10 protein-coding genes are annotated in these 13411 nt (G+C 59.0%); 1 reads left to right on the top strand and 9 read right to left on the bottom strand.

Annotated elements, in window-relative coordinates; genetic code table 11:
• Positions 1–4: 4 nt before the first annotated feature.
• The 8 genes from ACGSLL_RS02310 to ACGSLL_RS02275 all read right to left on the bottom strand — a co-directional run bounded on the left by ACGSLL_RS02310 (position 5) and on the right by ACGSLL_RS02275 (position 10170).
• Complete coding sequence (locus ACGSLL_RS02310) at positions 5–1396, bottom strand: GntP family permease (protein WP_394502754.1); 1392 nt, start codon at positions 1394–1396, stop codon at positions 5–7.
• A gap of 284 nt (positions 1397–1680) precedes the next feature.
• Complete coding sequence (locus tag ACGSLL_RS02305) at positions 1681–3087, bottom strand: sigma-54 interaction domain-containing protein (protein WP_394502752.1); 1407 nt, start codon at positions 3085–3087, stop codon at positions 1681–1683.
• 168 nt (positions 3088–3255) lie between these two features.
• A complete protein-coding gene (locus tag ACGSLL_RS02300) occupies positions 3256–4830 on the bottom strand; it encodes an ABC transporter ATP-binding protein (protein WP_394502750.1) in 1575 nt (524 codons plus the stop codon).
• Positions 4831–4839: 9 nt separating this feature from the next.
• Positions 4840–5862, bottom strand: coding sequence for an ABC transporter permease (locus tag ACGSLL_RS02295; RefSeq protein ID WP_394502748.1), 1023 nt, complete (start codon positions 5860–5862; stop codon positions 4840–4842).
• On the bottom strand, positions 5862–6923 hold the full coding sequence (locus tag ACGSLL_RS02290) for a microcin C ABC transporter permease YejB (protein WP_394502746.1): 1062 nt from the start codon (positions 6921–6923) through the stop codon (positions 5862–5864). Before ACGSLL_RS02290 ends, ACGSLL_RS02295 begins: the two co-directional genes overlap by 1 nt.
• Positions 6923–8791: an extracellular solute-binding protein gene (locus ACGSLL_RS02285; protein ID WP_394502744.1), complete on the bottom strand. Its 1869-nt coding sequence runs from the start codon at positions 8789–8791 to the stop codon at positions 6923–6925. The genes ACGSLL_RS02290 and ACGSLL_RS02285 overlap by 1 nt, the downstream gene beginning before the upstream one ends.
• A gap of 130 nt (positions 8792–8921) precedes the next feature.
• Entirely contained in the window at positions 8922–9203 is a 282-nt protein-coding gene (locus ACGSLL_RS02280; RefSeq protein WP_039758565.1) for a peptidylprolyl isomerase, read from the bottom strand.
• Positions 9204–9300: 97 nt separating this feature from the next.
• Positions 9301–10170: an esterase/lipase family protein gene (locus tag ACGSLL_RS02275; RefSeq protein WP_394503082.1), complete on the bottom strand. Its 870-nt coding sequence runs from the start codon at positions 10168–10170 to the stop codon at positions 9301–9303.
• A 333-nt stretch (positions 10171–10503) separates the two neighbouring features.
• Here ACGSLL_RS02275 and ACGSLL_RS02270 point away from each other — a divergent pair, with 333 nt between their 5' ends.
• Positions 10504–11583 carry a hypothetical protein gene (locus ACGSLL_RS02270; RefSeq protein WP_394502741.1) on the top strand — a complete coding sequence of 360 codons (1080 nt, stop codon included), beginning with the start codon at positions 10504–10506 and terminating at the stop codon, positions 11581–11583.
• A 54-nt stretch (positions 11584–11637) separates the two neighbouring features.
• Here ACGSLL_RS02270 and ACGSLL_RS02265 read toward each other — a convergent pair whose 3' ends face one another.
• Positions 11638–12714 (bottom strand): 3-deoxy-7-phosphoheptulonate synthase, encoded by a 1077-nt coding sequence (locus tag ACGSLL_RS02265; protein WP_394502739.1) that lies wholly within the window; start codon positions 12712–12714, stop codon positions 11638–11640.
• Positions 12715–13411 lie beyond the last annotated feature (697 nt).

Raw genomic sequence — 13411 nt, 5'->3', positions numbered from 1 at the left:
TGCCTCACACAATGCCAGTGGCGTAGAAGGTGCCGATCACTACGAAAACCGCCAGGGTCTTGATCAGCGTAATACAGAAAATGTCTTTATAGGCTTCGCGGTGGGTCAGCCCGGTCACCGCCAACAGGGTAATCACCGCGCCGTTGTGCGGCAGGGTGTCCATGCCGCCGCTGGCCATGGCGGCCACGCGGTGCAGCACTTCCAACGGGATGTTCGCCGCGTTGGCCGCGCTGATGAACTGCTCGGACATCGCCGCCAGCGCAATGCTCATGCCACCCGATGCCGAACCGGTGATGCCGGCCAATAGCGTCACGGTGATGGCTTCGTTGACCAATGGGTTGGGGATCTGTTTGAGCCAGTCCGCCAGCACCAGAAAGCCCGGCAACGAGGCGATCACTGCGCCAAAACCGTATTCGGACGCGGTGTTCATCGCCGCCAGCAGTGCCCCGCTGACCGCGCTCTTGCTGCCTTCGGCGAGCTTGCTGCGAATCGCCTGAAAGCCGAACGCCAATACCATCAGAATGCCGACCAGCAACGCCGCCTGTACTGCCCAGATCGCCGTGAGCTTGGCGATCTCGGTGGTGACCGGCGTGGCCATGCCTGGCAGCGCGAGGCTGTGGGTCTTGCCGTACCACTGCGGAATCCAGTGGGTGAACAGCAGATTCATGATGCCCACCGCGAGCAGCGGCGACAGGGCAAGCCACGGGTTGGGCAGTTTCAGGTCTTCAGCGGTTTCCGGCTCGTTGCGCAGTTCAGTGCCGTAGCCCTCACCCGCGCGCTGGGCCTTGTTGCGCTGACGCTGCAGGAACAGCATGCCGGCGCAAAACACGAAAATCGTGCCGATCACACCCAGCCATGGCGCGGCCCACGCGGTGGTGTTGAAGAACGTACTGGGAATGATGTTTTGAATCTGCGGGGTGCCGGGCAGGGCGTCCATGGTGAAGGAAAACGCGCCGAGGGCGATGGTCGCCGGGATCAGCCGTTTGGGGATATTGCTCTGGCGGAACATCTCCGCGGCAAACGGATACACCGCAAACACCACCACGAACAACGACACGCCGCCGTACGTGAGCAGGGCGCAAACCAGTACGATCACCAGCATGGCCTGGCGAGTGCCGAGCAGGCGAATCGCAGCAGCGACGATCGAACGAGAGAAACCCGACAGCTCGATCAGCTTGCCGAACACTGCGCCGAGCAGGAATACCGGAAAGTACAGTTTGATGAAGCCGACCATTTTTTCCATGAACACCCCGGTGAAGGCAGGCGCGACAGCGGAAGGATCGGTGAGCAGGACCGCGCCGAGCGCGGCAATCGGGGCGAAGAGGATAACGCTGTAGCCACGGTAGGCGGCCAGCATCAGCAGCGCGAGGGCTGCCAAGGCAATGATCACACTCATGGTGTGTCTCTCCAGATTTGTTATTTTTGTGGGTGGAACGGGTGTGGAGAGGTGTTAGCGAGATTTGTGCCAATTGGTTAAGTGGTTGAAATATATGATGTTATTGAGTGAAAGGCGGAAGTTTGAGAACAAGATGTCTCTATTTTGAGATAGCAGTGCATGATCCGGCGTCTTCGCGAGCAGGCTCGCTCCCACATTTGGGGCGCGTTTTATCCGTGGGAGCGAGCCTGCTCGCGAAGCTTTTGCAGTTGTCTCAATAAAGAGACCAGATCTCAAAAGGTGGATCAGGCAATCCCCAACGCCAGCATTTTCTTGTACAGCGTCGACCGCCCAAGTCCCAGTCGGGCCGCTGCTTCCGGCACTTTGCCCGCGCTTTGCGCCAGTGCGGCCTGTATCAATTGCCGGTCGAAGCGCTCCCGCGCCTGCGCGTAGGTTTCTACCGCCGCGGTTTCGGGCACGTGCGCGGACGTACGTTCAACCGGTGTCAAGGTGCCAATCGCTGCCCGCAGATCCTGCTCGGTCAGAATCAGGTCATCACTGAGTAGGGCCGCGCGCTCAAGCACATTACGCAATTCGCGAATGTTCCCCGGCCACGCATGTTGGCCAAGCAACGTCAGCGCATCCCGGTGCAGCTCGTGCTGACTTCGCAGTTCCTCAAGAATCGCCTCGCTGAGCGCCGGCAAATCATCAAGGCGTTCGCTCAGCGGCGGTACCTGGATCGGCAGCACATTAAGCCGATAGTACAAATCGGCGCGAAATTCGCCGCGCTTGATCGCCGCTTGCAGATCGGTCGACGTCGCCGCAATGACTCGTACGTCACTTTGAATCACTTCGTTGGAGCCGACGGGTTCAAACTCCTTTTCCTGCAGAACGCGCAGCAACTTGCTCTGCAGTGGCAGTGGCATGTCGCCGATCTCGTCGAGAAACAGCGTACCGCCCTGAGCGATCTGCAACTTGCCGGTGCGCCCCTTGCGATCAGCACCGGTAAACGCACCGGGAGCCGTGCCGAAAAATTCAGCTTCGAGCAGCGCTTCCGGGATCGCCGCGCTGTTGATGCTGACGAATGCCTTGTGCGCGCGGGGCGATGCGCTGTGGATTGCCTGGGCCAGCAGCTCTTTGCCGGTACCGGTTTCACCGAGCAGCAATACCGGCGATTCGGCACTGGCACTGCGCCGGGCGCGGCGTTTGACTTCGAGGCTGGCGGCGCTGGTGCCGATGAAATGGGCAAAGTTGTATTTGGTCTGCCGGGCGCGCAATAGCGAACGGGTCGAGGCCAGTTCTTCCTGCATGCTCAGGTAGCGCTTGAGCATTGGCGACAGCGTGCGCAACTCATCGAACAGGGCGAAACCGATCGCACCGATCACCGTGCCGGCATCGTCATGGATCGGCAGACGCATCACCACCAACGGCTCTTTTGGCGTGTCTTGCATGTCGAGCAGAATCGGCCGACCGGTGCGTACCACTTCGCGCAACAGACTGCTGGGAATTACGCTTTCGCAGGCCTTGCCGATCGCGCTGGCAGCCGATTCCAGGCCGAAACGCCGGGCATAGCGCTCGTTCATCCAGACGATATTCGCATCCCGATCGACGATCACCGTGCCTTCGCTCGACTGCTCGATGATCTCGAACAGCGAGCGGATCGCCAGCGTGCGAACGCGTTGGTAGTCCTTGAGGCTTTCGGTGGTGTTCATCTGTTGAATGATCCTGATGGTATGTTGCCTGGGCCGGCCCCTTCGCGAGCAGGCTCGCTCCCACAGTGAAACCGGTCGTCACCCAAAGCGTGAGCAGCCGCGAACCTTGTGGGAGCGAGCCTGCTCGCGAAGGCCGCGACGCGGTATCGGGTAGAACACCGATTATGCCTACCCCGGATGCGCCGCCGCCAACAGCTCTTTGGTGTAAGGATGCTGTGGCGCATCGAACACTTCATGGCTGGCGCCACGTTCCACGACTTTACCGTCCTTGATCACAATCATGTCATGGGCCAGCGCGCGTACTACGGCCAAATCATGGCTGATGAACAGGTACGTCAGGCCGTGTTTTTCCTGCAACTGGCGGAGCAGGGCGACCACCTGTTTCTGCACCGTGCGATCCAGCGCCGACGTCGGTTCGTCGAGCAGAATCAGCGCCGGTTTCAATACCAGTGCGCGGGCGATGGCGATGCGCTGGCGCTGACCACCGGAAAACTCGTGGGGATAGCGATGACGACTTTGCGGGTCGAGACCGACCTCCTTGAGCACGCGGATTACTTGCGCATCGCACTCATCCGCGCTCGATTCACAATGCACTTCGAGGCCTTCGCTGATGATCTGCGCGACCGACATTCGCGGGCTGAGGCTGCCGAACGGATCTTGAAACACCACTTGCATCTGCCGGCGCCATGGGCGCATCTGCTTCTGATTGAGCCCGTCGAGCGCTTCTCCCTGAAAACGAATGCTGCCTTCGGATTCGAGCAGTCGCAGAATCGCCTGACCCAGCGTTGACTTGCCTGAGCCGGATTCGCCGACGATACCCAACGTTTTGCCGCGCTGGATATTCATACTGATGCCATCCACCGCGCGCAAGTATTGCTTGCGCTGAAACAGCCCGCCACCGACGGCGAACTCGACCTTCAGATCAGCGACTTCCAGCACATTCTCGCGCTCGTCCCGTGGCAGGGCTTCGCCTTCGGGTTCGGCGTTGAGCAGCACGCAGCTGTAAGGGTGCTTTGGCTCGGTGAACAAGGTTTCGCAAGGTGCCTGCTCGACGATTTCGCCGGCCTTCATTACGCAGACACGTTGGGCGATGCTGCGCACCAGGTTGAGGTCATGGCTGATCAGCAGCAGCGACATGCCGAGGCGTTGCTGCAGGGATTTGAGTAGCAGCAGAATCTTGCGCTGCACCGTGACGTCGAGTGCAGTGGTCGGTTCGTCGGCGATCAACAATTCCGGTTCGCACGCCAAGGCCATGGCGATCATGACCCGCTGCCGTTGCCCGCCGGAGAGTTGGTGCGGGTAGGCTTTCAGCCGCTCTTTGGGTTTCTGGATGCCTACCAGACCAAGCAGTTCGAGAATCCGTTGCTGCGCCGCTTTGCCACCGAGGCCACGGTGCAACAGAAGCGTCTCGCCAATCTGCTTTTCGATGGTGTGCAGTGGATTGAGCGAGGTCATCGGCTCCTGAAAGATCATCGCGATACGGTTGCCGCGCAACTCACGCAATACCTTTGGATCAGCCCCCAGCAGTTCCTGCCCACGATAACGAATGCTGCCGCGGGTGTGCGCTTCGGATTCAGGCAGTAACTGCAGGATCGAATGCGCGGTGACTGACTTGCCCGAGCCGGATTCGCCGACCAGCGCCAGGCATTCGCCCGGCCGAATATCCAGGCACAGGTCACGCACCACGGTCTGGCCATGGAACGCGACATTGAGGTTACGGATTTCAATCAGATTGTCAGTCATGGGCACGCTTCAGGACCTTGGATCGAATGCGTCACGCAACGCTTCGCCGATGAATACCAACAGAGACAGGATCAGCGCCAGGGTAAAAAACGCCGTCAAGCCGAGCCAGGGCGCTTGCAGGTTCTGTTTGCCCTGGCCAATCAACTCACCCAGCGAGGCACTACCGGCGGGCATGCCGAAGCCGAGAAAGTCCAGCGCGGTGAGGGTAGAAATCGCTCCGGTGAGAATGAACGGCAGGTAGCTCAAAGTCGCATTCATCGCGTTGGGCAGTATGTGCCGGAAAATCACTTTGCGGTCGCTGAGCCCCAACGCACGGGCAGCTTTGACGTATTCCAGATTGCGCCCGCGCAGGAACTCGGCGCGCACTACATCCACCAACGCCAACCACGAAAACAGCGCCATGATCCCCAGCAACCACCAGAAATTCGGCTCGACGAAACCGGAAAGAATGATCAGCAGGTACAACACCGGCAACCCCGACCAGACTTCCAGCAGCCGTTGCCCAAGCAAGTCGACCCAGCCGCCGTAGTAGCCCTGCAACGCGCCGGCGGCAATGCCGATCAGTGCGCTGACAAACGTCAGCATCAAGGCAAACAGAATCGACACCCGCGCGCCGAAAATCACCCGCGCCAGCACATCTCGCGACTGATCGTCAGTCCCCAGCCAGTTGACCGATGTAGGCGGGCTGGGCGCGGGTTTATTCAGGTCATAGTTTGGCGTGTCGTCACTGAACGGAATCGGCGGGAATAGCAGCCAGCCGCCGTCCTTGCGAATCAGGTTCTGCACATAGTCGCTGCGATAATCGGCCTGGAACGGCAGCTGCCCGCCGAACTCCTGTTCGGTGTGACGCTTGAACACCGGGAAGTACCACTGGCCCTGATAACTGACCATCAACGGCTTGTCGTTGGCGATCAATTCGCCGCCGAGTGTCAGCAGGAACAGGCCGATGAACAGCCATAGCGACCACCAGCCGCGACGGTTTTTCTTGAAACGCTCGAAACGACGACGACCCAACGGCGAGAGCTTGAACATCAGGCGTTCCTCGCGGCGAAGTCGATACGCGGGTCGACCAGGGTGTAGCAAAGGTCACCAACCAGTTTTATCAGCAGGCCGAACAGGGTGAATATGAACAACGAGCCAAACACCACCGGATAATCCCGCGAAACCGCGGCTTCGTAGCTCATGCGGCCGAGGCCATCGAGCGAAAAAATCACTTCGATCAGCAGGGAGCCGGCGAAGAACACACTGATAAAGGCTTGAGGAATCCCCGATACCACCAACAGCATGGCGTTGCGGAACACGTGGCCATACAGCACACGCCGCTCACTCAAGCCTTTGGCTCGCGCAGTCACCACGTATTGACGGGTGATTTCATTGAGAAAAGAGTTTTTCGTCAGAATCGTCAGCGTCGCGAATCCGCCGATGACCAGCGCCGTCACCGGCAGCACCAGGTGCCAGAAATAGTCGGCGATCTTGCCCAGAGTCGACAGCGATTCGAAATTGTCCGAGACTAGCCCGCGCACCGGAAACCAGTTCAGCGAAGTGCCGCCGGCGAACACCACAATCAGAAACATGGCGAACAGAAACGCCGGCATCGCGTAGCCGATAATGATTGCGGTGCTGCTCCAGACATCGAAATGACTGCCGTGGTGTACGGCCTTGCGAATCCCCAGCGGGATCGACACCAGATAGGTAATCAATGTCGCCCACAAGCCGAGCGAAATGGTCACCGGCATCTTTTCCAGGATCAGATCAGTGACCGTGGCGCCACGGAAGAAACTCTTGCCGAAGTCCAGCTGCGCATAGTTTTTCAGCATCAGCCACAGGCGTTCATGGGCCGGTTTGTCGAAGCCGTATTGTTTCTCGATGTCCTTGATCAATTGCGGGTCGAGGCCACGGCTGGCGCGCGAAGTACCGCCCGTCGTCTCGCTGGCACCGCCACCGACATTCGCACCGCCGATCCCTTGCAGGTGAGCGATGGCTTGTTCCACTGGCCCACCGGGAGCGGCCTGAATGATCACGAAATTGACCAGCAGAATGATCACCAGCGTCGGGATGATCAGCAGCAGACGTCGCAGTATGTAACCCCACATCAATGCGGCCCTCCGGGTCTGCCGCGGGAAATTTTTTCAGCGGTCATCTGCTGGTTGGTCAACGGCGTGCGGCTGATCTCCCACCAGCTCTCGATCGCTTCGTCATTGCTGGCTTGAACAGTCGGTATGCCAAAGCGGTTCCACCATACGGTGGAAGTGCCGGGCGGATAATAATTGGGGATCCAGTAGTAGTTCCATTGCAGAACCCGGTCCAGCGCATGTGCATAGCGCAGCATGTCGGCCTGGGTCGATGCGCGAATCAGGCCGTTGATCAAGGTATCCACCGCCGGGTTTTTCAACACCATGTAGTTGTTGGCGCCGGGATCGTTGGCGGAGGCCGAGCCAAAGTAGTTCAACAGCTCACCGCCGGGGGATGTGGTGACCGGATAGCCCGTGACGATCATGTCGTAATCGCGACTCATCAGCCGGTTGACGTATTGCGACGAATCGATGCGGCGGATATTGAGCTCGATACCGATCTGTTTCAGCGTGCGTTTATACGGTAGCAGCAGACGATCCATGCCGTTCTGGCTGACCAGAAAAGTGAAGCTCAGCGGCTCGCCCTGGGCGTTGACCAATTGATCGCCATCAGGTTTCCAGCCGGCTTGTTCGAGCAGTTCAAGGGCTTGCAGCTGCTTGTCGCGGATCACGCCACTGCCATCGGTTTTCGGCGCTTCGAAGACTTTACTGAACACCTCGTCGGGAATCTGCCCCCGCAACGGTTCAAGGATTTTCAGTTCTTGCGCATCGGGTAACTCGGTCGCAGCGAGCGACGTGTTGGAGAAGTAGCTCTGCTGGCGGATATACAGGCTGCGCATCATCTGCCGGTTGCTCCACTCGAAATCCCAGAGCATCGCCAATGCCTGGCGCACACGCCGGTCGGCGAACATCGGCTTTTGCAGATTGAACACAAACCCCTGGGCCGATTGTGGCGCTTCGGTCGCCAGATGGGCTTTTTGCAGACGGCCGTCGCTCAGTGCGGGGCTGTCATAGCCGATCGAATAACCGGTCGCCGAGAACTCGCGGTTGTAGTCGTAGGCACCGCCGCGCAGCACTTGGCGAGCGACATCGGTGTCGCCGAAATATTCGATGCTGAAATGATCGAAATTGTATAGGCCGCGACTGACCGGCAGGTCCTTGCCCCACCAGTCGGGGTTGCGCTCAAAGGTGATGCTGCGCCCGGAATCGACCTTGCCGACTCGATAGGGACCGCTGCCCAGCGGTGCTTCATAACCGCCCCCGCCAGCGAAATCGCGGGTTTTCCACCAGTGTTCAGGGAACACCGGGAGCGTCGCTATATCGAGGGGCAGGGTGCGGTTTTCGTTGCTCTTGAAATCGAAACGCACGGTCAGCGGCGCTTCCACCTCGACGCCTTTGACGTCGGCGAACTGGGTGCGATAGCGCAGGCTGCCCTGGGTCATCAGAAGGTCATAGGTGTAGCGCACGTCTTCGGCGGTAATCGCTTTGCCGTCGGCGAAGCGAGCCTTGGGATTGATGAAAAAACGCAGCGACAGGCCATCGTCCGAGCGCTCCATCTTTTGCGCGACCAGGCCGTATACGGTGTAAGGCTCGTCCAGCGAGCGCTGGGCCAGCGGCGAATACAACAACCCATCGATCTGCGTGACACCGATGCCTTTGTCTATATAGGGAAGGACATGGTCGAAGTGGCCGATCTCGATGGCCGAGCGGCGCATCGTGCCGCCCTTGGGGGCCTGCAGGTTGGTGTAGTCGAAATGGCTGAAACCGGGAGGGTACCTGGCAGGCTCGCCATAAACGGTCAGAGCATGTTGCGGTGCGGCGTTCGCGCTTGCACCAGCCGTCAGCAGGGCGAGGGCGGCGAGCATCAATGTGGGGAAAACCAGTCGCATTGTCAGCCTTGGGACTTGAATCGATAAGCGCAAGTTGTACGCGAGAGGCGCGTCGCTCGCCAGCCGTATGTGTAACTGAAACACAACGGCCCGCCAGAAGGCGGGCCGTTGCGGGCAGTCGGACGACGAATCAGTCCTGACGGCTGGTGACTTCCAGCAGGTGATAGCCGAACTGGGTCTTCACCGGGCCTTGCACGACATTGATTGGCGCGCTGAACACGACGGTGTCGAATTCCTTGACCATCTGACCAGGACCGAAGGAACCCAGGTCACCGCCCTGACGGCTCGATGGGCAGCTGGAGTTGGCCTTGGCCACTTCGGCGAAATCGGCGCCGCCTTCGATCTGGGCCTTGAGTTCGTTGCACTTGTCTTCGCTGGAAACCAGGATGTGGCGGGCAGTGGCTTTAGCCATGGGAATTTCTCCAAATGTATTTCAGTAAAGTGCGGAGCCTACCGGATTCAGTAAGTGATTTCTCGGCAAAGTTCCGCGACTTTGTCAGTGGTGCCATTCAGAGACTGGCGGCTCGCAGACGCTCGGCATGTTCCACATACAGTTCGATCGGGTCGGGCAGCGCCGTCACCGTGCCGGCCGCACGGCGCAGACTGCCCAGGTGATCCAGCGGATAGTCCGAGCGAATTACCTGGCCCAGGTGAGAGCTGAAACGACCGACGAAACCATCGTTCTGCTCCGTCTCGGTCATGAAGTATTGCGAAAGGGCATGAAAGATACTTTGCGTCGGATCGAATGTCGACGGGTTGTCTGTCGCTATGACGCCGCTCCAGGAGTAATAACGCACCCCGTTGACCTGTTCAGGTCCATGACCACCCCATGTCTTGGGTAAACCCTGCGGGAAGCGGTCATTGAAATTGCCGACCCCCTCGGTCGTCAGTGCATTGAGTGCCGCCAATGCATTCTGTGGCAACGTCAGGTTGCCACTGATCAATGAAAGAAAGTTCGAAAACAAGGTCGCTACGTTCTGTGCCACGGTTTCTGGCAGTCTCCCCGGGACCAGTGCCTTGCGCAGAAAATCCGCCAGTTCCGATCCGTGATTCGGGCCACTGACCGACGTCACCGAAGCGACGGAGTGTGGGGCAAGCGCCGCCGCGTATCGAGCAGCCAATGCTCCCTGACTGTGTCCAACAAGATTGACTTTTTTCGCGCCTGTGCCCCGTAGCACACGATCGATCTGTGCAAGCAACTGCTCACCCCTTGTTTCGTTTTTATGGGTCGCCGAAAGGTGCGGGACAAACACCTGGCTGCCGGCTGTTTTCAGTGCGCTCTTTACGTCATGGAACAGCTCGAAATGGCCGATGCGCTCGAATCCGAACAGGCCGTGTACCAACAGGATGGGATAACGAGTTGAAGCATTCCGTTGCATGTTCTTACCTTTTTCACAGAAGTTCATCGGGGAATTCGGACGCCACTCTAAAACACTCGTCCCGTTGAAGAAGTAGGAAGAGGCATCTCTTGGCCGTTGAATCTGGACTAGAGGTTGTACGAATTTTCAGATACTTGTGAGATCCGAATCGGAAGTTGCCGCCATCTTTCGCATGCTTATTGTCGCTTTCGTACTGTTTGCCTACTCGGCGCGCAGCTTTTACTGGATCTCTGCGGCGAATCGGGCTGACAGCGGAAATTCGCCGAATCCCGTTCAATAGATGCTGTCGACGCCGCTTGCGAAGCGGCGTTTTTCCAAGGAATGGAGCCACTAATGAACACGCACGAAGTCGAGTTTTGCTACCGGATGCGCCACCCCGTTGGACCCTGTCAGCCCAGTGAACTGCTGCCAGCGGTAACCCTGGATTGCGTGGAAGGCACTGTGCTTGATCCTTCCATGAGCAGGGTCGTTGTCCGTATCGCTCCCTATGCTTCCATGGCCTGTGGCGACCGCTTGCTGCTGAGTTGGGACGGGCTGGATATAGAAGGCTTCGCTTACCAGCATGAAATGGTTCGCTATGTCACCGAAACCCAGGTCGGCAAGGATGTTGTCTTCGTCATCAAAGGGCTGCATGTCGCGGCGCTCGACGGCGGTTCGCTGGAGGTCTACTGGACGCGAGTCAGTGCCGGCTCTGCGGAACCCTCAGAGTCGGCGCGTTTGCAATTGTCGGTCGGTGATGCGCGGCCACATTTGCTCGCACCAATCGTAGAAGGCGTGATCAGCGGAACGCTGGACCCAGCGCGAATGCCGGAGGGTACGCTTGTCGTCATGCAACCATATGCACGAATGGCTGCTGGCGATCGGGTGACCTTGTTGTGGGGCGCCGATGCGGTCGCAGCTTCATTCAAGGACAGCTTGAAGGTCGAGGCCTTCGCGGTGGCCGACGCGCTGTCATTCTGGGTTGACGGAGCGTATATCGCCGGCCATTTCGGTGAGCAGGTCGTGGTGCGTTACCGGGTCGAAGACTCTTACGGTGCAGTGCGTGAGTCCGAAGTGACGAAGCTCCTCGTGACACCTTTCGTGCGTGGTGATCTTGACGCCCCCGATGTACTGGAAGCGCAGGATGGCGTGCTGGACAGCGAGGATTCAGTCGATGGCGTGACCATCGTGATCGGCAATGCCCTGACGCAGGAGGGGGAGTTGGTGTACCTCAAATGTGACGGAGAGTTATTCAATCATCGCGACGATCGCGAGATCACTCGCGAAACGGCGGGGAAGCCGCTGATTTTCATCGTGCCGCACCGGTTCTGGCGTGAGCATCATGGCACCACGGTGCGTGTCGCCTACGTGGTTGAACGTCTGGATGACATCAGTCAGGAGTCCACAGCAACTCAGGTACGGGTAGAGGCGTAGCGCTGATGTGGCCAGCCCCCGAGTTCCTATCAAAACCGGGGGCTGGTGAGTCAATCAGTTGCGGGTCTGCGCAGCAAGACGCTTCGCGGCGTCGAGCAGCAAGCGCTCCGTGTCACCGAAGCCGAGGCAACCATCGGTGATCGATACCCCATAGCGTAAAGACCCGCTCAGTGGCTGGCAGCCCTCGAACAGGTGGGATTCCAGCATCATGCCGATCAGAGCTCGGTCTCCCTGCAGCCGTTGTTCAAGTACTTCGTTGAAAACGCCAGGCTGACGCGAAGGGTCTTTCCCGCTGTTGGCGTGACTGCAATCGACCATGATCCGGCTCGGGATGTTAAGCCTGCTCAGATCCGCGTGAATTTTCGTCACGCTATCGCGATCATGATTCGGTCCTTTGTGCCCGCCGCGTAGCACCAGGTGGGTGTCAGGGTTGCCTGGTGTTTGAATGATCGCCGGATGACCTTGGCTGTCGACGCCGAAGTGGCGATGCGGGTGCGCTGCCGAGCGCATCGCGTCGACCGCAATTGCGGCGCCGCCGTCGGTGCCGTTCTTGAAGCCTACCGGCATGCTCAAACCGCTGGCCATCTCGCGGTGGATCTGCGACTCCGTAGTGCGCGCGCCAATCGCTACCCAGCTCAGCAAATCATCGAAGTACCCAGCGGCCATCGGTTGCAGCAGTTCTGTGGCCACCGGCAAGCCGAGCCGGATCATTTCCAGCATCAATTCACGTGACAGCGCAAGGCCGCCGGCCATGTCATCGCTGCCATCCAGGTGAGGGTCATAGGCCAGGCCTTTCCAGCCAACCGTGGTGCGCGGTTTTTCGACGTAGGCACGCATCACCAGAAGCATGTCGTCGCTGACCTGTTCAGCCAGTCGAGCGAGTTTGCCAGCATATTCGAGCGCGGACTGCGGGTCGTGGATAGAGCAGGGGCCGACAATCACCAGGAGGCGCTGGTCCTGGCCGTTGAGAATGGCGCGTACCGCCTGGCGTTGGGCGGCGACTTGCAGGCTTAAGATGTTGCTGAGGGGTAATTGCTGTTTGAGTTGCAACGAACTGGGCAGACGCAACGTCAGCGCTTCGTTGGCAGGGTTCAACGTGGACAGTGGCAGAGCGGAAACGGACGAGTTCATATTCGGTCTTCCTGGGCTGGCGGCGGTTTGTTACCGCGCGCTCGGCCCTACTGGGGTGTTCGACAATTGGCCGGATTGGCTACGTGTGTGTGCTTGCCACCTGAAGGTGACCGATCGGAGGCGGCAGGCTGTCCCGAGCGGAAGCTGGTAAATCGCCAGGCGCTAAAGCTGTCGTAACGGTAATAAGTGGCGTAATTCATGGGTGAGTCCTCAAATGTCTGGTGGTGTGGCTGGAAATTTGTGAAGCCTGAAAAAACAAAACCCCCGGTCGGGGAGCCGACCGGGGGTTGAGAAATCTCTGGTAGGCGACCCGTTTACATGGGCGCCGTCTGGGTATCAGGCGCGCCAGTGGCTAAACCAATACCCAAAATAGAAGCTGACCGGAGCGCAAGCACCCTTAATCCACGCAGCCGTAACCGAGCGCTGTGCGCTGACGGTATGAAGCTGTGAAAAGGCGTTGAGCATGGTCTGTCTCCGTTGAATGAGCCGAGCTTACTCGACGCTGACAGCCGGCAGCAATCAGAAATTGCTATGGCCTGTTCAAGATAACGCCTATTGTCGAAATGCCAGGTAACGTGACACGCGCAACGATAGCTGTTCACCGTGGACGAATTGCGTCGTCAACTGTGCTCGCCCGGGTCTGACAATGCGCAATAGAATGGCAACTGCCCAGATGTGGCGTTACCGGAGAAGGCAT

Origin of the sequence: Pseudomonas retamae (genome assembly GCF_043496865.1) — a bacterium.
Taxonomy (GTDB): Bacteria; Pseudomonadota; Gammaproteobacteria; order Pseudomonadales; family Pseudomonadaceae; genus Aquipseudomonas; species Aquipseudomonas retamae.
This window is presented reverse-complemented; position numbering and strand designations above follow the sequence as displayed.